This window comes from Paraburkholderia bryophila, from assembly GCF_003269035.1.
Taxonomy (GTDB): domain Bacteria; phylum Pseudomonadota; class Gammaproteobacteria; order Burkholderiales; family Burkholderiaceae; genus Paraburkholderia; species Paraburkholderia bryophila.
Window position 1 is genome coordinate 76,367 of the sequence record NZ_QLTK01000013.1, and the last position, 22,773, is coordinate 99,139.

Genomic DNA, 22,773 nt, shown 5'->3' on the forward strand with positions numbered 1-22,773 from the left:
CCAAAAATTCCTCCGAAGAAACAATTGGCGCGTAATTGAAACCGCTCGCAACGGCTCGAAAGAACCGCTGGAAAGCGCGCTTTTCTTCGTGCATCGCCAACGTGTGCCCGGCGCGATGATTCGTCGTGCAGTACGTTGCGCCGCAAGCCGGAAACAGCCTGACGCATTGGGCCCACGGCAAGCGGCGTGAAATCGAAACCCAGCGCCACGCGAGGCTCATCATGTCCGTTCATAACAACTTCAGCTCAACCCGTTTTTCTTCGATGGCGCCGACGCCGCCGGCCCCCAAGCCTGCCGCTCAAAGCAACCTCGCCACGGCCCCGACCGCGCAGGAAGCCGCAGCCGAACCGCTGCCGTCGCTGCCGAGCGGACTCGTTGGGCATAACGTCAACACGACCGCCTGACGCACCGAGGCCCGTGTGTCGACCCCGAGAATCATTGACCGTTTCATTCGTGTCGTTGCGTGGTTGACGCTCGGCGCGGCGCTGCTGCCGGTCGGCGGCTGCGCCGTCGCCGCGCTGCCGTGCCGGCTGACCTCAGCCACGCTGAAAATCGTCCCGGTCGTCGGCCATGCCGCGGCCGCCCCGTTCGACATGTGTTCATCCGCGATCGACTGAATCATGACACTCAAACGGATTGCCTGTGCGTTGGCGCTGTTCGGTGGTTTGTTGTCGCTGGCCGCTTATGCGCAGCCGGTCGCGCGTGATGCGAATCCGAACGCGTCAGCAACCGCGCCCACGCAGAAGGAAGTCTCCGCCGAGGCGCGCCGGCGCTCGACCACGCAAGATGCGCCGTTCGCGTTTCGTGGCGTCGCGCTCGGCATGACGCTCGATGAATTCCGCGCGGGTTCAACCGTGCGGGCCACGCCGGTCGGCAGCGTGCCGGTCTGCGAGACGGACGTGCAGGCGGGCGCGCTCGGCATGCGTTTGAAGTCGCACGAGAGCCTGACGGTGGCGTGCCGCTGGGCGCATCGCGGCAATGACGGCTGGGCGGTGTCGCAAGCCGTGGTGGACGGCGCGCCGGCGCTGGAGCATGTGCTGCGCTTCGCGCGCGTCGACGGACAAAGCGCGCTGCGTCTCTACGAGATTTCCTTTGTGGTCGACGAGATCACCGCCGAAGACTTGCGCGACGCGCTCGCCGACCGCTACGGGCCGCCGCGCTTCGCGACGCGGAACGTGTCGGCCTCGGGCGCGCTGCCGACCTATGTCTGGGAAAACGCGGTGAGTTCGATCACCTTGTGTTTTCTGCCGGGCACGCGCAACGGCACGCTCACCTATCTGCTGAAGGGTTCGGATGCGTGGGTGAAGTCGGTCGTGCGGCAATGGCAGGCGAGCGGCGCCGAGGCGGGTTGATGCGCGACCTCGACCAGGCGGCGCGCTCTCGCCATGACTCGCGGCCCGTGTGCATTCGTCTTCATCGGAAGCGATCGCGCGGCAAGCGTGGCGCCCCGTTCAAAGCAAGCCGATCCGTTCAAGGAGCCTGCATGACCACGCTACCTCTCACGCTCGCGCTAGGCGCGGCGTTCTGTCTCGCCGCCTGCTCGGGCGGTCGGCAGCCTTCTATCGTCGACACGCCGATGGCGCCGCCACTCGCCTCCGCGCCGCTCAACGTGAACACGCAAGGCGCGATCTATCAGGCCGGCACGCCGCTGCTGCTGTACGAAACGCCGCGTGCGCAGCATATCGGTGATGTGCTGACGATTCGTCTGTCGGAGTCGTATAGCGGCAACAATAGTTCGACGGCGGCGGCGAGCCGTTCGAGCAGCATCACCGCCGCCGCCGCCGATCAATCGACCAACGCCGCCGCGCGGCTCGCCAGGCTGTTCAACATCGGCTCGGCGAGCACCGACTACAAGGGGCAGGGCAGTCTCACCGACGTGAGCGGCATGACCGGCACGCTGGCCGTCACCGTGATCGGCACGATGTCGACCGGCAACCTGGTGGTGTCGGGCGAGAAGATGATCGCGATGAGCGGTAACAGCGACCGCTTGCGCTTGTCGGGGATCGTCAATCCGAAAGACATCGAGGCGGGCAATTATGTCGCGTCGAGCAAGGTCGCCAATGCGCGGATCGAACAGGCTGGGGCGGGCATGGTGTCCGACGCGACGACGATGGGTTGGCTGCAGCGCATGTTCCTGAGTGTGTTGACGTTTTGATGCTTTAAGACGCGGGTGAGTGGCGCGAAACGAGCGGGACATGTGACCCAGCTGAGACGTGCACCGCGCCATGCCCGCGTCGTGCGCATTTAGCGAGATACCCGCGCCTCCTCTTCCCGCTACGCCAACGGCGCCGCGCTTCGCTCGGCCGCGCCGATTTCCCCGTCCGGCACGAACACATACCCGCGTCCCCACACCGTCTGCACGTAACGCGGCTCCGACGGATCCACTTCGATCAGCCGCCGCAATCGCCAGATCGACACATCGAGACTGCGATTGCGATGCGCCTCGCTATTGCCGTGCAGTTTCTCCAGCAACTGCGCGCGCGTCAGCACCGTCATCGAATGCGTGACGAACACTTTGAGCATGGCGAATTCGCTCGAGCGCAGCGTGATGCGCTCACCGTCGCGGCGCAATTCACGCGCCGGGAAATTCACTTCGAAACGTCCGAACCGGTATGGCGCGCGCTGTTCCGGCGCGCTCGGCGCAATCGTGCCGCGCCGGCGCAGCACCGTGCGAATTCGCGCGACCAGTTCGCTCGGCTCGAAGGGCTTGCCGAGATAGTCGTCGGCGCCGAGTTCGAGGCCGATCACGCGGTCGATCGGATCGGCGCGCGCAGTCAGCAGAATCACCGGAATGTCGTCGCCGGCCACGCGCAACGCGCGCAGCGCACTGATGCCGTCGAGCTCCGGCATCATGATGTCGAGCACGATCAGCGCCGGACGCTCGTCCTGCAATTTGCGCTGCAGCGCCAGGCCGTGTTCGAGCGTGACAACCTTGAAGCCGCGCCCCTGCAGATAATCGCTGACGAGCTCACGTACGACGGGGTCGTCGTCGACGACCAGAATGGATTGGTTCATTCAGGCCATCTTAGTGATCGGCATGGAGCGAGCCAAGCGCGTAACGCTTTCGAATCCTTTCCCATGTAAGAGACGGCAAGCAGTGCGGCGCGGCTAGTTCGCCTGCGAGGTCTGAATGGTTTGCATCGATTGGCGCGCGAAATCGGTTTGATCGACCACCATCCGTTCGATCAGACCATTGAGCTTGGTCGATGCCGACGAAAAGCGGTCGGTGTTGAGGCCGCCGGTCTGATAGCGCGCGGTGACGAGAATGCGGCCGTGCTGGATCAGCGTCAGGTCGATGATCGACAGGTACTGGATCGATTCGTCGCTGAACGAGCGGCGGCCGTAGTCGATCGCGGCGTTGTAGACGAGGCGCGCTTCGCAACCGGCGGGCGAGGTGCCCGGATTGTAGACGTCCGAACGAATGCCGCGCCGGTCGAGCGCGAGTTGCAGCGCCGGCACGAAATCGCCCACCGACACGGTCTGATTCACTTCGATGCAAACGTTATGCACGTCGGCCGGCCGGCCGTTGACGAAGGTCGGCGACGAGTAGTTCGCCGCAATCGCGTAGCCGGCCTGAATCACGGAGCCGGTGGCATCGGCAGCCTGGATCAGCGTCCACGCGCAGCCGTTCAGGCCGGCCGCCAGCATCGCGCCGACGGCCAGCCGCGCGCACGGCCGCCGCGTGACGCGCCACGCGGTGCGCGTGGCGCGTGAAGCTCGCGTGAAGGTGGCGGCGCGCAGGCTCGGCATGAATGTCATGAGACGGTGCCCGGTGGCGGTCAAAGGGGGCGGCCGGTCGACGCGCAGCGCGGCGGATCGCGGCGGCCGGCGCTGGGCGCGTTCGGGTTTGGGTTTGGGCTCAGGTGCGGGTTCACGCTCAACGCGCGAGGCGGGTCAAAGGATAGGAGCGGCGATCGAATGACATGAGCGAAGATTCCGGTAGCGTTGAATGACGTGGCGTGCCGCACGAGGTTTGGCACACATGGCTATCGTCGCTGGAGGAGCATGTCTTCAAAGCGCGGAACAGCTTGCCGGCTTCGCAAATGCTTTCGAACTCTTCGCGGGTCTTTCTGGATGTTGCGGCCGTGGGCGTTTTTCAGCCCAGCGTGAGGCCGCCGTCGACGTGAATCACCTGACCGGTGATATGCCGCGCTTCGTCGGAGAGCAGGAACGCGATCAGCGCGGCGATATCGGCCGGCTCGGCGACGTGGCCGAGCGGCGTCGCTTGCGCCGCGCGCTGCCACACCGATGCATTATCGGCACTCGGGCCGCGATCTTTACGGGTATAACCCGGCGCCACGCAATTCACGGTCACGCCGTGCGGCGCAAGTTCGGCTGCCGCCGTTTTCGCTAACGACTCCAACGCCGCTTTGGCCGCCGCCGTTGCGGCGAACGGCGTATCCGCGCGATAGCGGTGCGCGACGAACGAACTGAGCGCGACTACACGGCCGCGCTTCGACGTTTCCAGCGCGGGCGACGCACGTTTGACAAGCGCCGCGAACGCCGCCGGCATGGCGGCCCAGGCGGCGCTGAACGTATCGGGATCGAGCGCGTGCAGCGTTTGCCGCTGCGCGTGGCCTGCATTGGCAACCAGTTGATCGAGTGCGCCGAAGCGCGCCAGCGTTTGATGGATCACATGGTCCGCCGCGCCACGCTCGGCCAGGTCGGCGCACAGCGTTGCGCAGTGCGCGCCGTTCGCACTGCAGTCGGCGGCCACTTGCGCGAGACGTTCGCGCGACGCCTCGTCGGCGCCGCGTGCGTGCAGCATCAGCGCGGCGCGCGGCGCGGCGATGCGCCGGGCCAGCGCCGCACCGATACCGGAGCCCGCGCCGGTGATCAGCACGACGCGATCGACGCCGGCGGGACTCGGCACGCTCATGCCGCGACTGCTTCGCCGGAACGTTCGACGTCGAGCGTTTCGTCATGGAACGCCGCCAGCGATTCGCGATGCGCGACGCTAACGATCGCCGCCTGCGGCAAACGCTCGGTGAACAGACGGTAGAGCCGTGCTTCGTTTTCGGCATCGAGCGCGCTGGTCGCTTCGTCGAGGAACAGATAGTCCGGCTTGTGCAGCAGCACGCGGGCGGCGGCGAGACGCTGCTGTTCACCCGGCGACAGGATGCGGGTCCAGTGCCCCGATTCCGCCAGCCGGTCGGCGTACTCCGACAGATGGCAGGTGACCAGCGCTTCGCGGCATTCGTCTTCGGTGTAGGTGTCGGCCGAGGACGGGTAGGCTAGCGCTGCCTTCAGCGTGCCGATCGGCATGTAGCTGACCTGCGGGATGAACATCATGCGGGCGTTGACGGGCGCGTCGATCGAACCGTCGCCGAACGGCCAGAGGCCGGCCAGCGCACGCATCAGCGTGCTCTTGCCCGAACCGGACGGACCGCGCACCAGCCAGCGCGAACCCGGCGCGATCGCGATATCGCGAATGCGCGACAGCGGATTGCCGTTCGGCAGCGCGAGTTTGAGGCCCTCGGTGGAGAGCTTGTTGGCGTCGACGTAATGCAGGTTGATACCGCCGTGCTCGGTGGCTGGCGAGACCGATTCTTTCAGGTGCGGCGAGCGCAGAATGCGCTTGAATTCACGCAACCGGTTCACGGTGGCGCGCCATTCGACCAGGCTGCCGTAACTGTTGATGAACCACGAGAACGAATCGCTGACGGTGCCGAACGCGCTGGAAATCTGCATCAGCACGCCGAACGTGAAGGCGCCCGCGAAATAGCGCGGCGCGGCGACCACCAGCGGAAAGATGATCGCGATCTGGCCGTAGAAGCTGAGCACGAAGGTGAGCCGCTTGGTGTACTTCATCACCTGCCACCAGTTGTCGCGGATGCGTCCAAACAGCGACTGGGTGCTCGTCTTCTCCGTTTCCATACCGTTGTAGAAGGCGATCTGCTCGGCGTTTTCGCGCAGACGGATCAGGCCGAAACGGAAGTCCGCCTCGACTTTCTGCGCCTGGTAGTTGATCGGCACGAGCGGGTGGCCGACCTTCTGGATGATCAGCGAGCCGACCACTGCATAGAGCGCGGCGGCCCACACCATGTAGCCGGGAACCTGCACCGGCATGCCGCCGAGCGAGACGGTCAGTGCGCCGCCGATCGTCCACAGGATCGTGATGAACGACACCAGCGTGACGATCGTGGAGAGCAGGTCGAGGGTCAGCGACAGGGTGCTGGTGGCGAACGATTGCAGGTCGTCGCTGATCCGCTGGTCGGGGTTGTCGGCGAGGCGGTCGCGTTCGATCCGGTAGAAGGCGCTGTCGTGCATCCATTCGTTCAGATAGCGCGTGGTCAGCCACTGGCGCCAGCGGAAGCCGAGCATCTGGCGTAGATACCGCCCATATACCGCAAGGATGATGAAGGCGAACGCGAGTACCGAGAACACCATCAGCAGGTGCGGGAAATCGTGCACGTTCTTGGTCTGCAGCGCGTTGTAGAAATCGGCGCTCCAGCGGTTCAGGCGCACGTTGATCCACACGACCAGCAGGTTCATCACGATGATCGCGATGAGCAGGCCCCAGGCCGTTTTTCGTTCTTCTGAAACCCAGTAGGGTTTGATCAGGCTCCAGGCGGAGATCTTTTCGTCCGGCGGCAGCGCGGGGCTGGCTGAGGTATTCGGTGTCATGAGCATCCTGAAGAAGTGCTGGCCTGCATGCCCGGGCGTCGTGCTCGACGAACGCTCGTCCGGGCGAGTGTCCGATTCTGGCGCGCAGCCCTTAAGCGAAAATTAATTTGCGCCAGAAGGCTTCGCTGCCATGCGATGACGGCACGGGCGGCGGATCGTGGAATGCGTCCGGGCGCGCCGCGCCGTGGCGGCATGGGCTCGTTGCATTGTGCCAGAGCGCCGCGTCGGGCCGCATCGGCAATATAAAAGAAGGTGCCGGATCAAACCTGGCGCAAACGCGCCGGGCGCTGGTTTGCGGGCGTCGCGGCTTTTATGGTCTAATGGCCTTCGACGAAACAGGGGTGCTTTGCCCACAGGCGCGCATGATTTTCATGCCGTAGCGGCAAGGCTGAGAGAGACCCTTTGCACCCGATCCGGGTAATACCGGCGCGGGAAGTTTCCGGAAGCAGCCAGTCTTCCATTCCCCGCCGGGGTGGCGTGCGTCTTCAGAATGCGCGTCGTGCCCGGCCGGCCTCACCCGCCGGTTTCGTCCTGGGTACGTGCGTTTTTCTGCCGTACGGAAAGGACTCGATGACCGCCTATTCTTCAGTTATGTGTTTTGCTCTTCGTCACGCCGCTGCCGGCGCGCTGTGCTTTTGCCTGTTCAGCCTGATAGATCACAGTGAAACGGAGCGTGCGCAATGAGCCGTTCCGCGCAACCCGATTTCGCTGTTCTCGGCGGCGGCCTGTGCGGCCGGCTGGTCGCGTGGCGCCTTGCCGGTCAGGGGCATCGCGTGGCGCTGTATGAACGTGGCGACGCCGCCGGTTCGCAGGCGGCCGCATGGGTCGCTGCCGCGATGCTGGCGCCGCTCGCCGAAGCCGCCAGCGCCGAGTTGCTGATTACCCGTCTCGGCGCGAGTTCGCTCGATACGTGGCCGCAAGTGCTGGCCGAGTTGCCCGAGCCGGTGTTCTTTCAGCGCAATGGCACCCTGGTGGTCTGGCATCATGCCGACCGCACCGAAGCGCCGCTGTTCGAACGCCGGGTGCGCTCCAATGCACCGGCCGATTTGCTGGACGGCGGCTTCGTCACGCTGGCCGGCGCGCAGCTCGGCGCCGCCGAACCCGCGTTGGCCGGGCGCTTCAATCAGGGCTGGCTGCTGCCGCGCGAAGGTCAACTGGACAACCGCCAGGTGTTGGCCGCGCTGGCTGCGGGCCTCGCCCTGCGCGGTGTCGAAACGCACTGGAACACGCCGGTCGACGATCATTCGCTGCCGTCCGCGCGTATTACGATCGACTGCCGCGGGCTCGGCGCGAAGGCGGTGTTGCCCACGCTGCGCGGCATTCGCGGCGAAGTCGCGCGGGTGCACGCGCCCGGTATCAAACTGACGCGTCCGGTGCGCTTGCTGCATCCGCGTTACCCGCTGTATATCGCGCCGAAGCAGGACGATCTCTACGTGATCGGCGCCACCGAAGTCGAAGGTGAGGACATGTCGCCGGTCAGCGTGCGCTCCGCGCTCGAACTGCTGAGCGCGGCGTTTTCCGTGCATCCCGGCTTCGGCGAGGCTCGTATCCTCGAACTGAATTCGCAGTGCCGCCCGACGTTGCCGGACCACCGTCCGGCTTTGCTGTGGGATGGCGCGCAGACGCTGCGCGTGAACGGCCTGTACCGGCACGGCTACATGATCGTGCCCGAAGTCGCCGACGAAGCCGTGCGCTTCGCCGCGGCGCTGCTCGACGGCCGGATCGGCGACGCCGATGGGTTCGCCGACTGGCAACGCGACGCGCGCTGGAGCGAGCTGTTCCAGCTGGATTCCACGCGGGAGCCGGCATGAGCGTTGCGCGTTTTGCCGTGTTCGGCCTTGTGGCTTGATGGGCCTCGACACGTTTTAACGCTGCACGCTCTGTTGCTCCCGCCTTCGATTGAACCGCATTCGAACACCATGAACATTCATATCAATCAGAAGTCGTTGTCGTTGCCCGAGGGCGCGACGGTCGCCGACGCGCTGGTCGCGTTCGGCGCGCGCCCGCCGTTCGCGGTCGCGCTGAACGGCGATTTCGTGGCGCGTACCCAGCATGCGGCGCGCGCGCTGCAGCCGGGCGACAAGCTCGACGTCGTGCAACCCGTGGCCGGCGGTTAAGTCTGCCGCGTACCACCGCGTACCACCGCGTACCACCACGTACCGCTACCTCGCCACGACCTGCCGGAGACAAGCACAATGCCCACCACTTCCCCTCAAACCGCCGACGCGCTCACGCTCTACGGCGAGACCTTCGCAAGCCGTGTACTGCTCGGCACCTCACGCTATCCGTCGCTGCAATCGCTGTCCGATTCGATCGACGCCGCGCGTCCCGGCATGGTGACCGTCGCGCTGCGCCGGCAGATGAACGAAGGCGGCGCCGAAGCCGGCTTCTTCGATCTGCTCAAGCGCCACGGTGTGCCGCTGCTGCCGAACACGGCCGGCTGCCTGACCGTCGGCGAGGCGGTCACGACCGCGCACATGGCGCGCGAAATTTTTGAAACCGACTGGATCAAGCTCGAACTGATCGGTGACGACTACACGCTGCAGCCCGATCCGGTCGGGCTGATCGAGGCGGCCGCGCAACTCGTCAAAGACGGCTTCAAGGTGCTGCCGTACTGCACCGAAGATCTGGTGATCGGTCGCCGTTTGCTGGATGCCGGCTGTGAAGCGCTGATGCCGTGGGGCGCGCCGATCGGCACCGGCAAGGGCGTGATCAATCCGTACGGCTTGCGGGTGTTGCGCGAGCGGCTGCCGGACGTGCCGCTGATCGTCGACGCCGGGCTCGGTGTGCCGTCGCACGCGGCGCAAGTGATGGAATGGGGTTTCGACGGCGTGTTGCTGAACACGGCCGTCTCGCAAGCCACGCATCCCGATGCGATGGCGCGCGCCTTCGCGCTGGGCGTCGAGGCAGGCCGCCAGGCCTTTCTGGCTGGTCCGATGGCCGAGCGCGAAAGCGCGCACGCAAGCACGCCGGTGGTCGGCATGCCGTTCTGGCATCAGGATGAGGGCGGCGCATGACGCAGACTTTGGCCTTGGCGGGCCGCGATCTCTTCTGGCCGCCCGCCGACGAACTCACCGAAGCCGCCGAGCGGATTCGCGCCCGCCTCGGCGACTGGCCGCCGAGCCACGCGCCGTGGCGCATCTGCCTGACCGCGCCGGACGAGCCGAACGGCGGCGATCTGATCGTGATCGCCGACGCCCAGCAGCACGGCGAGCAGGTGGCGCGCTGGCAGGTGCGGAGCGCCGGTGTAATCGAGGCCGCGCAGAACCGGGCGGTGCTGCATCTGGGCGGCGAAACCTACCGTCTGGAAGGCCATCTGGCGGAAGACTGGGTCGCCGCACTGGCCGCGTTTCTGGATTGCGGTTTCGATCCGCACGACGCGCTGGTGCTGGCGCTCGCCTGGCGTGACGGCGACGAAACCCGCGCCGACGACGCCTTTCCGTCCGATCTCGGCCATTTCCCGCGCCTCGCCGGCTTGCCGGACGCGCCGGAGCCGGCCTTTCCGTCGTGCCCGCCGCGGCTCGGGCTGTATCCGGTGCTGCCGAGCGGGGAGTGGGTCGAGCGGGTTGCCGGCTTCGGCGTGAAGACAATCCAGTTGCGCCACAAATCGGCCGAACCCGCCGACGAACTGAAGCGCGAGATCGCGCTGAGCGTGGCGGCCGGTCGTCGGCACGACGCCCAGGTGTTCATCAACGACCACTGGCAAGCCGCGCTCGACGCGGGCGCTTATGGTGTCCACCTCGGCCAGGAAGACGTGCATACCGCCGATCTGGCGGCGCTCGCCGCCGGCGGCATTCGCCTCGGCCTGTCCACGCACGGTTTCTACGAGATTCTGAGAGCGCTGCATTTCCGCCCCAGCTACATCGCGGTGGGTGCGGTGTTTGCGACCACCACCAAGGCCATACCGACCGCGCCGCAGGGACTCAAACGTCTGGCGCGCTATGTGCGCCTGCTCGACGGCGTCGTGCCGCTGGTGGCGATCGGCGGTATCGACCTGCAGGTGTTGCCGGACGTACTGGCGACCGGTGTGGGCGGCGCGGCCGTGGTGCGCGCGGTGACGGAATCGGCTGATTTGGCCGCCGCCGTTTCTGCACTGCAACACGCGTTTACGCAATAATCGTCAGGCTTGGTAAAGGGACAGGGCACCTCACGGCAACTTTTGCATGATGGCCCTATAATTCGGCCTTCCGTTTCCGTGTAAAAGGACTGTCAGTTTCGTGTCTTCCTCCCCCGAGACCTTACTCGAGCTGCGCGACGTCGACTTCGGTTATGGCGACCGGCTCGTTCTGTCGAACCTGAACCTGCGCTTCAAGCGCGGCCAGGTGGTGGCCGTCATGGGCGGCTCGGGGTGCGGCAAGACCACGGTGCTGCGTCTGATCGGCGGTCTGGTGCGCGCGCAGCGCGGCCAGATCCTGTTCCAGGACCAGGACGTCGGCCAGCAAACCCGCGACGGCCTGTACGCGCTGCGCCGCAAGATGGGCATGCTGTTCCAGTTCGGCGCGCTGTTCACCGACATGTCCGTGTTCGACAACGTGGCCTTCGCGCTGCGCGAGCACACCGATCTCCCCGAAGACCTGCTGCGCGACCTCGTGCTGATGAAGCTCAACGCGGTCGGGCTGCGCGGCGCGCGCGACCTGCTGCCCTCGGAGATTTCGGGCGGCATGGCGCGGCGGGTGGCGCTGGCGCGCGCCATCGCGCTCGACCCCGAACTGATGATGTACGACGAGCCGTTCGCCGGCCTCGATCCGATTTCGCTCGGCATCACCGCGAACCTGATTCGCGCGCTGAACCAGGCGCTGGGCGCGACCTCGATCCTCGTCACGCACGACGTGCCGGAGTCGTTTGCGATTGCCGACTACGTGTATTTCCTCGCCAACGGCGGCGTGCACGCCGAAGGCACGCCCGCTGAGTTGCGCGCATCCACCGATCCGACGGTGCGCCAGTTCATCGACGGCGCGCCGGACGGCCCGTTCAAATTCCATTACCCCAGCAAGACGCCGCTCGCGGCGGACTTCGGCATCGGCGGAGGTCAGTCATGATCAGTGCGATCGGCCGCTCGGTGATCGGCGGGCTCGGCACGGCCGGCTACGCCACGCGTTTCTTTATCCGGCTGGTGCTCGAATTTTTCCCGTTGCTGCGTCGTCCGCGTCTTGTCACGAAGCAGATCCACTTCGTAGGTAATTATTCGCTGGTGATCATCGCCGTGTCGGGGCTGTTCGTCGGCTTCGTGCTCGGCTTGCAGGGGTATTACACGCTCAACCGGTACGGCTCCGAGCAGGCGCTCGGGCTGCTGGTCGCGCTGTCGCTGGTGCGCGAACTCGGACCGGTGGTCACGGCGCTGCTGTTCGCTGGCCGCGCGGGCACGTCGCTCACGGCCGAGATCGGCCTGATGAAGGCGGGCGAGCAACTCACCGCCATGGAAATGATGGCCGTCGACCCGGTCAAGGTCGTGGTGGCGCCGCGCCTGTGGGCCGGCATCATCGCCATGCCGGTGCTCGCGGCGATCTTCAGCGCGGTCGGTATTCTGGGCGGTTATGTGGTGGGTGTGTTGCTGATCGGCGTCGATTCCGGCGCGTTCTGGTCGCAAATGCAAGGCGGCGTCGATGTCTGGCGCGACGTTGGCGCCGGGGTCGTCAAGAGCGTGGTGTTCGGCCTCGCGGTGACCTTCGTCGCGCTGTATCAAGGCTATGAAGCCAAGGCGACGCCGGAAGGCGTATCGCGCGCCACGACCAAAACGGTCGTGTATGCGTCGCTGGCGGTACTCGGCCTCGACTTTCTGCTGACCGCACTGATGTTCAGCTAAGACTGCGTTCGCACGTTTCCAGCCGGCGCCGCGTCATGGGGCGCGCGCGGCGGGCAGCGTTGACGGCGTGGCGGATTCACTTTGGGATGACGATGAAAAAGACTGCTCTCGACTTCTGGGTCGGCCTGTTCGTGGTGTTGGGGTTCGTTGCGTTGCTGTTTCTCGCGCTGAAGGCCGGCAACATGAGCTCGTTGTCGTTTCAGGCAACGTACCCGGTCAAGCTCAAGTTCGACAATATCGGCGGACTGAAAGCCCGCGCGCCCGTGAAGAGCGCGGGCGTGACGGTCGGCCGGGTCGCGTCGATCGGCTTCGACAGCAATGCGTACCAGGCTGTCGTCACGATCGATATCGACAAGCAATACCCGTTTCCGAAAGACACGTCGGCGAAGATTTTGACCTCGGGTCTGCTCGGCGAGCAGTACATCGGGCTCGAACCGGGCGGCGACAGCGAAATGCTTAAAGCGGGCGACACGATCTCGATGACGCAATCGGCCATCGTGCTCGAAAACCTCATCGGACAGTTTCTGTATAGCAAGGCCGCGGATTCGGGCGCGTCCAAGCCTGGCGCGTCGCCGGCCGCACCGGCGCCGGGGGTTTCGGCCGCGTCGGCCGCCCCGGCAGCGAGCCTGCCTGCGTCCGGCACCGCCGGCCAATAAGGAGAATAAAAAATGCAGACCTCACGTACCGAGGGCGTGCGCGCCTTCCAGTTCGGCAAGCTGGCGGTCGCGGCCATGCTGCTCGCCGGCTGTACCACGGTGCAGACGCCGACCAAGGGCGATCCGCTCGAAGGCCTCAATCGCACCATCTTCACCGTCAACGACAAGCTCGACCAGTACGCGTTGAAGCCGGTTGCCAAGGGTTACGTGTTCATCACGCCGCAGCCGGTGCGTGACAGCGTGACGAACTTCTTCTCGAACATCGGCGACGTCTACATCGCGGCGAACAACCTGCTGCAGTTGAAGATTACCGACGGTGTCGAAGACATCATGCGGATCGTGATCAACACGGTGTTCGGCGTGGGCGGCCTGTTCGACGTGGCGACGCTCGCGAAGCTGCCCAAGCACGACAACGACCTCGGCCTGACGCTCGGCCACTACGGCGTGCCGGCGGGTCCGTACCTCGTGCTGCCGCTGTTCGGACCGAGCACGGTGCGCGACGCGGTGGGCTCGATCGGCAATTACTATGTGAACCCGCTCAGCTACATTCACCCGGACGGGTTGAGCTGGGCGTTGTACGGCATCAACGTGGTCAACACGCGCGCGAATCTGCTGAACGCGAGCGACGTGCTGGAAGGCGCCGCGCTCGACAAATATTCGTTCGTGCGTAACGCGTATCTGCAACGTCGTCAGTACCTGTTGTCGGACGGCAAGCAGTCCGCGTCGTTGCCGAACTACGGCGACGACGCACCGCTACCCAAATACGACGACGTCGACGGCGGCGCGGCCGCCGCACCGGCAGGCGCTTCGGGCACGCAGGGTGCTGCTGCGAAGCCGGCGGCGCCGCAGGCCGCTTCGGCGACGGGCGCGGCGGCGACGGGCGCGGCGGCGACGGGCGCGGCGGCGACGGGCGCGGCGGCGACGGGCGCGGCGGCCCCCGAGGCCGCCTCGGGCACCGCCGATACGCCGCCGCTGGACCTGAACGGCGGCCCGGAAACCACGCAGATCCCGGCCGGCCAGTTGGTCCCGCCGTCGCGTTTCAATTTCCCGTCATTCAAATTGCGCTGATCGTGCGGCCGTAACAGTTCGACACGACTCTCGCAGTTTGCGCGTGGATTGCCGCTGAACTCGCGTGTTAATGTCGGCTCAAACGGTTGCACTATTTATAAGGCAAGGCTCGATATGAAAAAATTCTTCCTCATTCCGTTGTTCGCTGCGTTGTTCTCGTTCGCCAGCGCCGGTGCATCGGCACAAACCGTGGACACCAATTCGCCAGACGGCATGATCAAGACGGTCACGCAGCAGGTGATCGACGCGGTACGCGCCGACAAGTCGATCCAGCAAGGCGACATCTCGCACATCACCAAGCTGGTGAACGAAAAGATCCTGCCGTACACCGATTTCCATCGCACCACGCAACTGGCCATGGGCCGCAACTGGCGTACGGCTACGCCTGAGCAGCAGGCGCAGATCGTCGATCAGTTCAAGATGCTGCTGATCCGCACCTACTCGGGCGCGCTCGCGCAAGTGCGCGACCAGCAGATCCAGTACAAGCCGTTCCGCATGAGCCCGGACGACACCGACACGGTGGTGCGCTCGGTGGTGATGAACAATGGCTCGCCGATCGAACTCGACTACCGTTTGTACAAGACGCCGCAAGGCTGGCGCGTGTATGACATCAACGTGCTCGGCGCGTGGCTGATCCAGGCGTATCAGCAGCAGTTCAACGAGCAGATCCAGCAGAAGGGCGTGGACGGGCTGATCCAGTTCCTCACGCAGCGTAACCAGCAACTCGCCGCGGGCAAGCAGTCGTGAGCGAAGTGCTGAGCCCCGTCGCGAACCGCTTCGACTGCGGCGCGACCCTCACCCACGCGAGCGCGAAGGCCGCGCTTGCGGCGGGTTTGCAGCGTATCGCGGCTGGCGCGACCGGCGTGGATTGCGCGCCGCTCGCGCAGTTTGACTCGTCCGCGCTGGCTGTTTTGCTCGCATGGGAACGCGCGGCGCAAGCGCGCGGCACACCGTTCGAGATCGTCAATCTGCCGGCTGGTCTCGCCAGCCTCGCGCAAGCGTACGGCGTCGATACCCTGATATCGTCGCGACATTGACGCTCCTGTAGCGTCGCGGCCAATCCCCCTGGCCGTCATGGGGCTGCTAATTTTTGCCCTATAATCAACCGTTTTTTGGGGCAGATCCGGTGATCTTTACCGGCCCCAATTCCGTCCCCCCCAGCACTTTGCGCCCCCATTCAGGCGCCGCGACGCACGCGGCCCATAGTCATGTCAGCCATAGAAATTCGTAACGTCAAGAAGCGCTACAAGGACTTGCAAGCGCTCAAGGGCGTCAGCCTCACGGTGGAAGAAGGCGAGTTCTTCGGACTGCTCGGTCCGAACGGCGCGGGCAAGACGACGCTGATCAGCATCCTCGCCGGTCTCGCGCGTGCCGACGAAGGCAGCATCGCGGTGCGCGGCCATGACGTCGTCGGCGATTTCCGCGACGCGCGCCGTGCGCTCGGCGTGGTGCCGCAGGAACTCGTGTTCGATCCGTTCTTCACGGTCCGCGAAACGTTGCGCATTCAGTCCGGCTACTACGGGCTGCGCAATAACGACGCGTGGATCGACGAAATCATGGCCAATCTCGACCTCACCGAGAAAGCCGACGTCAACATGCGCGCGCTATCGGGCGGCATGAAGCGCCGCGTGCTGGTCGCGCAGGCGCTGGTGCACCGGCCGCCGGTAATCGTGCTCGACGAGCCGACCGCCGGCGTCGACGTCGAATTGCGCCAGACGCTGTGGAAATTCATCTCGCGCCTGAATCGCGAAGGCCACACCATCGTCCTGACCACGCACTATCTGGAAGAAGCCGAATCGCTGTGCGACCGCATCGCCATGCTGCGGCGCGGCGAGGTGGTCGCGCTCGAGCGCACCAGCACGCTGCTACAGCGCTTCGCGGGCATGCAGTTGTTCCTGCGCTTCGCGCAAGGTGTGCTGCCGGCGGAACTGCGCCCGCTCGAGGTGGAAAGCGGCGCGGGCAACGGCAACGGCCGTCAGCATCTGCTGCGTCTCGCGAGTTACGACGACGTCGAGCGGATTCTCGCGCAGTGCCGCGCAGCCGGCTGTACGTTCGAGGAAATCGAGGTCCGCAAGGCCGACCTCGAAGATGTGTTCGTTCAGGTGATGAACGGTCCGGAAGTGATCGAGGGGCTGGCATGAGCGGTTTCCGCACGCTGTTTTACAAAGAACTTCTGCGGTTCTGGAAGGTGTCGTTTCAAACCGTGCTCGCGCCGGTCATTACCGCGCTGCTGTACCTGACCATCTTCGGCCATGCGTTGCGCGGTCACGTCGAGGTCTATCCGGGCGTCGAATACACGAGTTTTCTGATTCCGGGTCTCGTGATGATGAGCGTGTTGCAAAATGCGTTCGCGAACAGTTCGTCGTCGCTGATCCAGTCGAAGATCACCGGCAACCTGGTGTTCGTGCTGCTGCCGCCGCTGTCGCACTACGAGATGTTCAGCGCGTATGTGCTGGCGGCCGTGGCGCGCGGGCTCGCGGTCGGCTTCGGCGTGTTCATCGTGACGATCTGGTTCGTGCCGGTCAGCTTCAGTGCGCCGCTTTACATCATCGGTTTCGCGATTTTCGGCGCGGCGATTCTCGGCACGCTCGGTCTGATCGCCGGCATCTGGGCCGAGAAATTCGACCAGCTGGCGGCCTTCCAGAACTTTCTGATCATGCCGCTCACGTTCCTGTCGGGCGTGTTTTATTCGACGCATACGCTGCCGCCGGTGTGGCGCGAAGTGTCGCGGCTGAATCCCTTTTTCTACATGATCGACGGCTTTCGCTACGGTTTTTTCGGGATGTCGGATATCAATCCGCTCGAAAGCCTCGCGATCGTTGCCGGTTTCTTTGTGGTGCTGGCCGTGATTGCGATGCGCATGCTCGCTTCCGGCTACAAACTGCGCCACTGACAGGAGCTTCTCTCATGTTGCCGACTCCCGAACAGGTCAAGCAATACATCGCGGCTGGACTGACTTGCCAGCATCTCGAAGTCGAAGGCGACGGCCAGCATTTCTTTGCGACCATCGTTTCGCCGAGCTTCGAAGGCAAGCGTCTGATCCAGCGCCATCAACTCGTGTATGCGGCGCTCGGCGACCGCATGCGCGAAGAAATCCACGCGCTCAGCATGAAGACGCTGACGCCCGCCGAATGGCAGACCGCGTAATCTGGAAATTTAGTGCGAATTACTCAAGAAGGGCGCGACGCCGGCAGCGGCGCGTCGAACACAGTCAAAGCAGCCCCGGCCAAAGTCCAGGGCAATCAGGAAGTGACAGGCATGGATAAACTCGTCATTGAAGGCGGCTACCCGCTGTCGGGTGAAGTCGTCGTCTCGGGCGCGAAGAATGCGGCGTTGCCGATTCTGTGCGCGGCGCTGTTGACCGCCGAGCCGGTGCATCTGGAGAACGTGCCCGACCTGCAGGACGTGAGCACCATGCTCAAGCTGCTCGCCCAGATGGGCGTGCGTATCGAGAGCAGCGAAGGGCGTGTGACGCTGGACGCGTCGCAGATCGACAACCCCGTCGCGCCGTACGAAATGGTCAAGACCATGCGTGCGTCGATTCTCGTGCTCGGTCCGCTGGTGGCGCGCTTCGGCCACGCCCGCGTGTCGCTGCCGGGCGGCTGCGCCATTGGCGCGCGTCCGGTGGATCAGCACATCAAGGGTCTGCAGGCCATGGGCGCCGAGATCGCGATCGAGCACGGCTTCATCGAAGCGCGCGCCACGCGCCTGAAGGGTGCGCGTATCGTCACCGACATGATCACCGTGACCGGTACCGAGAATCTGCTGATGGCGGCGGTGCTGGCCGACGGCGAAACGGTGATCGAGAACGCGGCACGCGAGCCGGAAGTGGTCGATCTCACGAGCCTGCTGGTCGCGATGGGCGCGAAGATCGAGGGCATCGGCACCGATCGCCTCGTGATTCAGGGCGTCGAGAAGCTGCACGGCGCGACTCACACGGTGATTCCGGACCGGATCGAAGCCGGCACGTTCCTGTGCGCGGTGGCCGCTGCCGGTGGCGACGTCACGTTGCGCAAGGTGCGTCCGCTGATTCTGGAAGCGGTGACTGAAAAACTGCGCGAAGCGGGCGTCACGATCGAGGAAGGCGACGACTGGATGCGTGTGCGCATGGACAAGCGTCCGGGCGCGGTCACGTTCCGCACTTCCGAATACCCGGCGTTCCCGACCGACATGCAAGCGCAGTTCATGGCGCTGAATACGATCGCGGACGGCACCTCGCAGGTCGTCGAGACGATCTTCGAGAACCGCTTCATGCACGTGCAGGAGCTGAACCGCCTCGGCGCCAGCATCACGATCGACGGTAATACCGCGCTCGTGACCGGCGTCGACAAGCTGTCCGGCGCGAAGGTCATGGCCACCGACCTGCGCGCGTCCGCGAGTCTCGTGATCGCCGCGCTGCGTGCCGAAGGTGAGACGCTGATCGACCGCATCTATCACCTCGACCGCGGTTACGACCGGATGGAAACCAAACTCACCGCTATCGGCGCGAAGGTGCGCCGTATTTCCGGGAGCCAGGCATGAGCTCGATGCCGCAAACGTCGTCGTCGCCGGCAGTGAGCGCACCGCTCACGCTGGCTTTGTCGAAAGGGCGTATCTTCGAAGAGACGCTGCCGCTGCTGGCGGCGGCCGGCATCGAAGTGGCCGAAGACCCGGAAACGTCGCGCAAGCTGATTCTGCCGACCACCGACGCCAACGTGCGCGTGATCATCGTGCGCGCCACCGACGTGCCGACCTACGTCGAATACGGCGCAGCCGACTTCGGCGTGGCGGGTAAAGACGTGCTGCTCGAACACGGCGGCAGCGGCCTGTATCAGCCGGTCGATCTGGATATCGCGCGTTGCCGCATGTCGGTCGCGGTCGCGGCGGGTTTCGATTATGCGAACGCGGTGCGTCAGGGCGCACGCTTGCGCGTGGCGACCAAGTACGTGGAAACCGCCCGTGAGCATTTTGCCGCCAAGGGCGTGCACGTCGATCTGATCAAGCTGTACGGTTCGATGGAGCTGGCGCCGCTGGTGGGCCTCGCCGATGCAATCGTCGACCTGGTGAGCTCGGGCAATACCTTGCGCGCCAATAATCTTGTCGAGGTGGAGGAGATCATGCAGATTTCGTCGCGCCTCGTGGTGAACCAGGCCGCGCTGAAGTTGAAGCGCGCCGCGTTGCGGCCGATTCTCGACGCGTTCGAACGCGCGTCGAAAGCCGGCTGAGCAGTGCCGATCGTGCCGCTCGTGCCCGATAGTGGCAGCGTGACCACGCCCTGAAGCGCGCCTTACCGAAACGGATACCCGTATGTCTATCAAGATTCGCAAACTCGATTCCACCGCACCCGACTTCCAGAAGTCGTTGCACGCGGTGCTCGCGTTCGAGGCGAGCGAAGACGAAGCAATCGAGCGCTCGGTCGCGCAGATTCTGAACGACGTGAAGGCGCGCGGCGACGCGGCGGTGCTCGAGTACACGCAGCGCTTCGACCGGCTCGAGGCAAAGAGTGTCGACGCGCTCGAATTGCCGATGTCCGAACTCGAAGCCGCGCTCGAAAGTCTCGAGCCGAAGCGCCGCGCGGCGCTCGAAGCGGCGGCGGCGCGCGTGCGCGGCTACCACGAGAAGCAGAAGATCGAATGCGGCAGCCATAGCTGGCAGTACACGGAAGCCGACGGTACCGTGCTCGGCCAGAAGGTCACCCCGCTCGATCGCGCGGGCATTTACGTGCCGGGCGGCAAGGCGGCGTATCCGTCGTCGGTGCTGATGAACGCGATTCCGGCGCGGGTGGCCGGCGTGCGCGAAATCGTCATGGTCGTGCCCACGCCGGACGGCGTGAAGAATCCGCTGGTGCTGGCGGCCGCGCTGCTGGGTGGCGTGGATCGCGTGTTGACGATCGGCGGCGCGCAGGCAGTGGGCGCACTCGCCTACGGTACGGAAACGGTGCCGGCGGTCGACAAGATCTGCGGCCCGGGCAACGCGTATGTCGCATCGGCCAAGCGCCGCGTGTTCGGCACGGTCGGCATCGACATGATTGCCGGGCCGTCGGAGATTCTCGTGCTGTGCGACGGCACCACCGACCCGCGCTGGGTCGCCATGGACCTGTTCTCGCAAGCCGAGCACGACGAACTCGCGCAATCCATTCTGCTGTGCCCGGACGAGGCGTTTATCAACCGCGTACACGACGCGATCAACGAACTGCTGCCGACCATGCCGCGCCGCGACGTGATCAAGGCGTCGCTGGAAGGACGCGGCGCGCTGATCAAGGTGCGCGACATGGCCGAAGCCTGTGCGATCGCCAACGACATTGCGCCGGAGCACCTCGAAATCTCGGCGCTGGAGCCGCATCAGTGGGGCCAGTTGATCCGCCATGCCGGCGCGATCTTCCTCGGCCGCTACACGAGCGAAAGTCTCGGCGACTACTGCGCGGGCCCGAATCACGTGCTGCCCACGTCACGCACCGCACGGTTCTCGTCGCCGTTGGGCGTCTATGATTTCTTCAAGCGTTCGAGCGTCATCGAGGTCAGCGCGGAAGGTGCGCAGATGCTCGGCGAAATCGCCGCCGAACTCGCTTACGGCGAAGGTCTGCAGGCGCACGCCCGCAGCGCCGAATACCGGATGCGGCAAAACAACGACCGCGGCTGAGTCAGACAGAGCAAGGCAGCGCGCGGCGAATCGGCCGCGCGGAGCGAGGCAGCGGGCATTGCATCGAGTGGATGCCCGCGAACTTCGGCAACAGATTTCAATTGTTTTCCCGTTCAACCAAGACAACCCAGACCGGCCTGAGGCAGCCCGCGTGCCGCCGACGCCAGGCCGGAGACCTTCTCGCGACCGGTCCACTGTCCACAGACCTATGACGACACCTCAAGACATCATCCGCCGCGACGTGCTTGCCATGACGAGCTATCCGGTTTCGGACGCCACGGGCTACATCAAGCTCGACGCGATGGAAAACCCGTTCCCGCTGCCGCCGGCGCTGGCGACGAAGTTGGGCGAGCATCTGGCGGCCGTGGCGCTGAACCGTTATCCGGCGCCGCGTCCGGAAGCCTTGATCGAGAAGATCAAAGGCGTGATGGGCGTGCCGGCCGGTTGCGACGTGCTACTCGGCAACGGTTCGGACGAGATCATCGCGATGGTGTCGATCGCGTGCGCGCAGCCGGGCGCCAAGGTGCTCGCGCCGATGCCGGGTTTCGTGATGTATCAGATGTCGGCGAAGCTGGCGAATCTGGAGTTCGTCGGCGTGCCGCTGAACCCGGACTTCACGCTGGACGCCGACGCGATGCTCGCGGCCATCGCCGAGCATCAGCCGGCGATCGTCTATCTGGCGTATCCGAACAACCCGACCGGCACGATGTTCGACGACGCCGACATGGAGCGCATCATCGCCGCGGCCAGTAAGAGCCTCGTGGTGATCGACGAGGCCTACCAGCCGTTCGCGCAGCAAAGCTGGCTGCCGCGCGCCGGCGCGTACGACAACGTCGTCGTGATGCGCACGGTATCCAAGCTCGGGCTGGCCGGTATCCGCCTCGGCTATCTGGTTGGCAAGCCGGCATGGCTGACCGAATTCGACAAAGTGCGGCCGCCGTACAACACCAACGTGCTCACGCAGGCCGCCGCCGATTTCCTGCTCGACCATATCGAGGTGCTCGACGCGCAAGCCGCGCTGTTGCGCGAAGAACGCGCGAAACTCGCGCAGGCCGTCGCGGCATTGCCGGGCGCCGAAGTGTTCCCGAGCGCCGGCAACTTCCTGCTGGTGCGCGTGCCCGACGCGTCGGTTGTGTTCGAAACGCTGCTCTCAGCGCGGGTTTTGATCAAAAACGTGAGTAAAATGCATCCATTGCTGGCGAATTGCGTGCGTTTGACCGTCGGTTCCGCGGAAGAAAACGCGCAATTGATCGCCGCACTGAAACTCGTGTTGCATTGAGCGGCGTGCCGAATGGCCGCGCAAGCGCTTCCTCCTTGACGGAAAAGCGCGCGCGGCCGGCCGCTTCCCCCTCCCACCTACCCATCGCTTTCTAGCTCGATTCGAGGAATTACCATGCGCCTTGCGGAAGTCGTTCGCAACACCAGCGAAACGCAGATCCGTGTGAAGATCAATCTGGACGGCACCGGTCAGCAAAAGCTGGCCACCGGTGTGCCGTTTCTGGACCACATGCTCGACCAGATCGCACGGCATGGATTGTTCGACCTCGACATCGAAGCGCATGGCGACCTGCATATCGACGACCACCACACGGTCGAAGACGTCGGCATCACGCTCGGCCAGGCCGTCGCCAAGGCAATCGGCGATCGCAAGGGCATCGTCCGCTACGGTCATTCTTACGTGCCGCTCGACGAAGCGCTGTCGCGCGTCGTGATCGATTTTTCCGGCCGTCCGGGCCTCGAATTCCATGTGCCGTTCACGCGCGCGCGGATCGGTACGTTCGACGTCGATCTGTCGATCGAGTTTTTCCGCGGCTTCGTGAATCATGCTGGCGTCACGTTGCATATCGACAATCTGCGCGGCCTGAACGCCCATCATCAGATGGAAACGGTGTTCAAAGCGTTCGGACGCGCGTTGCGCATGGCCACCGAAATGGACGCGCGCGCGGCGGGGCAGATTCCGTCGACCAAGGGCAGCCTTTAAGCGCTTCGCGCATCCGTCAG

Annotated in this window: 26 protein-coding genes and 1 riboswitch; of the genes, 22 read left to right on the top strand and 4 right to left on the bottom strand. The window is 65.0% G+C overall.

The genetic code is table 11. The features are described 5' to 3' along the window. The first annotated feature begins 221 nt into the window (after positions 1 to 221). The 4 genes from BX591_RS19555 (at position 222) to BX591_RS19570 (ending at position 2,155) form a co-directional block, all read left to right on the top strand. The gene (locus BX591_RS19555; protein WP_111933053.1) at positions 222 to 404 is read left to right on the top strand and encodes a hypothetical protein; all 183 of its coding nucleotides are present in this window, start codon (positions 222 to 224) and stop codon (positions 402 to 404) included. Between the two features lie 45 nt (positions 405 to 449). After that, positions 450 to 617, top strand: a complete 168-nt coding sequence (locus BX591_RS19560) for a DUF6726 family protein (protein WP_338068903.1) — start codon at positions 450 to 452, stop codon at positions 615 to 617. Positions 618 to 620: 3 nt separating this feature from the next. Next, positions 621 to 1,352: a hypothetical protein gene (locus tag BX591_RS19565; RefSeq protein ID WP_111932974.1), complete on the top strand. Its 732-nt coding sequence runs from the start codon at positions 621 to 623 to the stop codon at positions 1,350 to 1,352. A 131-nt stretch (positions 1,353 to 1,483) separates the two neighbouring features. Further along, the gene (locus BX591_RS19570) at positions 1,484 to 2,155 is read left to right on the top strand and encodes a flagellar basal body L-ring protein FlgH (protein ID WP_111932975.1); all 672 of its coding nucleotides are present in this window, start codon (positions 1,484 to 1,486) and stop codon (positions 2,153 to 2,155) included. A 119-nt stretch (positions 2,156 to 2,274) separates the two neighbouring features. On the opposite strand, the gene BX591_RS19575 is transcribed toward BX591_RS19570, so the two are convergent. From BX591_RS19575 to BX591_RS19590, 4 genes are all read right to left on the bottom strand, one after another. Beyond that, positions 2,275 to 3,015 carry a response regulator gene (locus tag BX591_RS19575; RefSeq protein ID WP_111932976.1) on the bottom strand — a complete coding sequence of 247 codons (741 nt, stop codon included), beginning with the start codon at positions 3,013 to 3,015 and terminating at the stop codon, positions 2,275 to 2,277. 93 nt (positions 3,016 to 3,108) lie between these two features. Then, the gene (locus BX591_RS19580; RefSeq protein WP_111932977.1) at positions 3,109 to 3,759 is read right to left on the bottom strand and encodes a hypothetical protein; all 651 of its coding nucleotides are present in this window, start codon (positions 3,757 to 3,759) and stop codon (positions 3,109 to 3,111) included. 337 nt (positions 3,760 to 4,096) lie between these two features. Further along, positions 4,097 to 4,879: an SDR family NAD(P)-dependent oxidoreductase gene (locus tag BX591_RS19585; protein ID WP_111932978.1), complete on the bottom strand. Its 783-nt coding sequence runs from the start codon at positions 4,877 to 4,879 to the stop codon at positions 4,097 to 4,099. Then, positions 4,876 to 6,627 carry an ABC transporter ATP-binding protein/permease gene (locus tag BX591_RS19590; protein ID WP_111932979.1) on the bottom strand — a complete coding sequence of 584 codons (1,752 nt, stop codon included), beginning with the start codon at positions 6,625 to 6,627 and terminating at the stop codon, positions 4,876 to 4,878. The genes BX591_RS19585 and BX591_RS19590 overlap by 4 nt, the downstream gene beginning before the upstream one ends. A 327-nt stretch (positions 6,628 to 6,954) precedes the next feature. Further along, positions 6,955 to 7,079: riboswitch (TPP riboswitch) on the top strand. 228 nt (positions 7,080 to 7,307) lie between these two features. Between BX591_RS19590 and BX591_RS19595 the strand changes: the two genes are divergently transcribed. The 18 genes from BX591_RS19595 (at position 7,308) to hisB (ending at position 22,753) form a co-directional block, all read left to right on the top strand. Further along, a complete protein-coding gene (locus BX591_RS19595; protein WP_111932980.1) occupies positions 7,308 to 8,438 on the top strand; it encodes an FAD-dependent oxidoreductase in 1,131 nt (376 codons plus the stop codon). A 108-nt stretch (positions 8,439 to 8,546) separates the two neighbouring features. Next, positions 8,547 to 8,744, top strand: a complete 198-nt coding sequence (thiS, locus tag BX591_RS19600; RefSeq protein ID WP_111933054.1) for a sulfur carrier protein ThiS — start codon at positions 8,547 to 8,549, stop codon at positions 8,742 to 8,744. 78 nt (positions 8,745 to 8,822) lie between these two features. Beyond that, the gene (locus BX591_RS19605; protein ID WP_111932981.1) at positions 8,823 to 9,644 is read left to right on the top strand and encodes a thiazole synthase; all 822 of its coding nucleotides are present in this window, start codon (positions 8,823 to 8,825) and stop codon (positions 9,642 to 9,644) included. Continuing rightward, positions 9,641 to 10,744, top strand: a complete 1,104-nt coding sequence (thiE, locus tag BX591_RS19610) for a thiamine phosphate synthase (protein ID WP_111932982.1) — start codon at positions 9,641 to 9,643, stop codon at positions 10,742 to 10,744. Before BX591_RS19605 ends, thiE begins: the two co-directional genes overlap by 4 nt. Positions 10,745 to 10,844: 100 nt before the next feature. Beyond that, on the top strand, positions 10,845 to 11,666 hold the full coding sequence (locus tag BX591_RS19615) for an ABC transporter ATP-binding protein (protein WP_111932983.1): 822 nt from the start codon (positions 10,845 to 10,847) through the stop codon (positions 11,664 to 11,666). Then, positions 11,663 to 12,430 (top strand): lipid asymmetry maintenance ABC transporter permease subunit MlaE, encoded by a 768-nt coding sequence (gene mlaE, locus BX591_RS19620; RefSeq protein ID WP_111932984.1) that lies wholly within the window; start codon positions 11,663 to 11,665, stop codon positions 12,428 to 12,430. Before BX591_RS19615 ends, mlaE begins: the two co-directional genes overlap by 4 nt. A gap of 92 nt (positions 12,431 to 12,522) precedes the next feature. After that, positions 12,523 to 13,086 carry an outer membrane lipid asymmetry maintenance protein MlaD gene (mlaD, locus tag BX591_RS19625; RefSeq protein ID WP_111933055.1) on the top strand — a complete coding sequence of 188 codons (564 nt, stop codon included), beginning with the start codon at positions 12,523 to 12,525 and terminating at the stop codon, positions 13,084 to 13,086. A gap of 12 nt (positions 13,087 to 13,098) precedes the next feature. Then, a complete protein-coding gene (locus tag BX591_RS19630; RefSeq protein WP_111932985.1) occupies positions 13,099 to 14,154 on the top strand; it encodes an MlaA family lipoprotein in 1,056 nt (351 codons plus the stop codon). 114 nt (positions 14,155 to 14,268) lie between these two features. Continuing rightward, positions 14,269 to 14,901, top strand: a complete 633-nt coding sequence (locus BX591_RS19635; RefSeq protein WP_111932986.1) for an MlaC/ttg2D family ABC transporter substrate-binding protein — start codon at positions 14,269 to 14,271, stop codon at positions 14,899 to 14,901. Further along, on the top strand, positions 14,898 to 15,191 hold the full coding sequence (locus BX591_RS19640; protein ID WP_111932987.1) for an STAS domain-containing protein: 294 nt from the start codon (positions 14,898 to 14,900) through the stop codon (positions 15,189 to 15,191). The genes BX591_RS19635 and BX591_RS19640 overlap by 4 nt, the downstream gene beginning before the upstream one ends. 171 nt (positions 15,192 to 15,362) lie before the next feature. Continuing rightward, positions 15,363 to 16,295, top strand: a complete 933-nt coding sequence (locus BX591_RS19645; protein WP_111932988.1) for an ABC transporter ATP-binding protein — start codon at positions 15,363 to 15,365, stop codon at positions 16,293 to 16,295. Continuing rightward, a complete protein-coding gene (locus BX591_RS19650; protein ID WP_111932989.1) occupies positions 16,292 to 17,047 on the top strand; it encodes an ABC transporter permease in 756 nt (251 codons plus the stop codon). Before BX591_RS19645 ends, BX591_RS19650 begins: the two co-directional genes overlap by 4 nt. 14 nt (positions 17,048 to 17,061) lie before the next feature. After that, the gene (locus tag BX591_RS19655) at positions 17,062 to 17,301 is read left to right on the top strand and encodes a BolA family protein (RefSeq protein ID WP_035554861.1); all 240 of its coding nucleotides are present in this window, start codon (positions 17,062 to 17,064) and stop codon (positions 17,299 to 17,301) included. Between the two features lie 111 nt (positions 17,302 to 17,412). Next, positions 17,413 to 18,675, top strand: a complete 1,263-nt coding sequence (gene murA / locus BX591_RS19660; protein WP_111932990.1) for a UDP-N-acetylglucosamine 1-carboxyvinyltransferase — start codon at positions 17,413 to 17,415, stop codon at positions 18,673 to 18,675. Further along, positions 18,672 to 19,358: an ATP phosphoribosyltransferase gene (gene hisG / locus BX591_RS19665; RefSeq protein WP_105511134.1), complete on the top strand. Its 687-nt coding sequence runs from the start codon at positions 18,672 to 18,674 to the stop codon at positions 19,356 to 19,358. Before murA ends, hisG begins: the two co-directional genes overlap by 4 nt. 82 nt (positions 19,359 to 19,440) lie before the next feature. Then, positions 19,441 to 20,772, top strand: a complete 1,332-nt coding sequence (gene hisD, locus BX591_RS19670) for a histidinol dehydrogenase (RefSeq protein ID WP_111932991.1) — start codon at positions 19,441 to 19,443, stop codon at positions 20,770 to 20,772. A gap of 208 nt (positions 20,773 to 20,980) precedes the next feature. Next, entirely contained in the window at positions 20,981 to 22,051 is a 1,071-nt protein-coding gene (hisC, locus tag BX591_RS19675) for a histidinol-phosphate transaminase (RefSeq protein WP_111932992.1), read from the top strand. A 114-nt stretch (positions 22,052 to 22,165) separates the two neighbouring features. Next, positions 22,166 to 22,753, top strand: a complete 588-nt coding sequence (gene hisB / locus BX591_RS19680) for an imidazoleglycerol-phosphate dehydratase HisB (protein WP_105511137.1) — start codon at positions 22,166 to 22,168, stop codon at positions 22,751 to 22,753. Positions 22,754 to 22,773: the final 20 nt, after the last annotated feature.

What these genes read in the sequence shown, in the direction of transcription:
- BX591_RS19555 (WP_111933053.1), top strand. Translation starts at nt 222, where the DNA reads ATGTCCGTTCATAACAACTTCAGCTCAACCCGTTTTTCTTCGATGGCG.
- BX591_RS19565 (WP_111932974.1), top strand. Translation starts at nt 621, where the DNA reads ATGACACTCAAACGGATTGCCTGTGCGTTGGCGCTGTTCGGTGGTTTG.
- BX591_RS19570 (WP_111932975.1), top strand. Translation starts at nt 1,484, where the DNA reads ATGACCACGCTACCTCTCACGCTCGCGCTAGGCGCGGCGTTCTGTCTC.
- BX591_RS19575 (WP_111932976.1), bottom strand. Translation starts at nt 3,015, where the DNA reads ATGAACCAATCCATTCTGGTCGTCGACGACGACCCCGTCGTACGTGAG.
- BX591_RS19580 (WP_111932977.1), bottom strand. Translation starts at nt 3,759, where the DNA reads ATGACATTCATGCCGAGCCTGCGCGCCGCCACCTTCACGCGAGCTTCA.
- BX591_RS19585 (WP_111932978.1), bottom strand. Translation starts at nt 4,879, where the DNA reads ATGAGCGTGCCGAGTCCCGCCGGCGTCGATCGCGTCGTGCTGATCACC.
- BX591_RS19590 (WP_111932979.1), bottom strand. Translation starts at nt 6,627, where the DNA reads ATGACACCGAATACCTCAGCCAGCCCCGCGCTGCCGCCGGACGAAAAG.
- BX591_RS19595 (WP_111932980.1), top strand. Translation starts at nt 7,308, where the DNA reads ATGAGCCGTTCCGCGCAACCCGATTTCGCTGTTCTCGGCGGCGGCCTG.
- thiS (WP_111933054.1), top strand. Translation starts at nt 8,547, where the DNA reads ATGAACATTCATATCAATCAGAAGTCGTTGTCGTTGCCCGAGGGCGCG.
- BX591_RS19605 (WP_111932981.1), top strand. Translation starts at nt 8,823, where the DNA reads ATGCCCACCACTTCCCCTCAAACCGCCGACGCGCTCACGCTCTACGGC.
- thiE (WP_111932982.1), top strand. Translation starts at nt 9,641, where the DNA reads ATGACGCAGACTTTGGCCTTGGCGGGCCGCGATCTCTTCTGGCCGCCC.
- mlaE (WP_111932984.1), top strand. Translation starts at nt 11,663, where the DNA reads ATGATCAGTGCGATCGGCCGCTCGGTGATCGGCGGGCTCGGCACGGCC.
- mlaD (WP_111933055.1), top strand. Translation starts at nt 12,523, where the DNA reads ATGAAAAAGACTGCTCTCGACTTCTGGGTCGGCCTGTTCGTGGTGTTG.
- BX591_RS19630 (WP_111932985.1), top strand. Translation starts at nt 13,099, where the DNA reads ATGCAGACCTCACGTACCGAGGGCGTGCGCGCCTTCCAGTTCGGCAAG.
- BX591_RS19635 (WP_111932986.1), top strand. Translation starts at nt 14,269, where the DNA reads ATGAAAAAATTCTTCCTCATTCCGTTGTTCGCTGCGTTGTTCTCGTTC.
- BX591_RS19645 (WP_111932988.1), top strand. Translation starts at nt 15,363, where the DNA reads ATGTCAGCCATAGAAATTCGTAACGTCAAGAAGCGCTACAAGGACTTG.
- BX591_RS19650 (WP_111932989.1), top strand. Translation starts at nt 16,292, where the DNA reads ATGAGCGGTTTCCGCACGCTGTTTTACAAAGAACTTCTGCGGTTCTGG.
- BX591_RS19655 (WP_035554861.1), top strand. Translation starts at nt 17,062, where the DNA reads ATGTTGCCGACTCCCGAACAGGTCAAGCAATACATCGCGGCTGGACTG.
- murA (WP_111932990.1), top strand. Translation starts at nt 17,413, where the DNA reads ATGGATAAACTCGTCATTGAAGGCGGCTACCCGCTGTCGGGTGAAGTC.
- hisG (WP_105511134.1), top strand. Translation starts at nt 18,672, where the DNA reads ATGAGCTCGATGCCGCAAACGTCGTCGTCGCCGGCAGTGAGCGCACCG.
- hisD (WP_111932991.1), top strand. Translation starts at nt 19,441, where the DNA reads ATGTCTATCAAGATTCGCAAACTCGATTCCACCGCACCCGACTTCCAG.
- hisC (WP_111932992.1), top strand. Translation starts at nt 20,981, where the DNA reads ATGACGACACCTCAAGACATCATCCGCCGCGACGTGCTTGCCATGACG.
- hisB (WP_105511137.1), top strand. Translation starts at nt 22,166, where the DNA reads ATGCGCCTTGCGGAAGTCGTTCGCAACACCAGCGAAACGCAGATCCGT.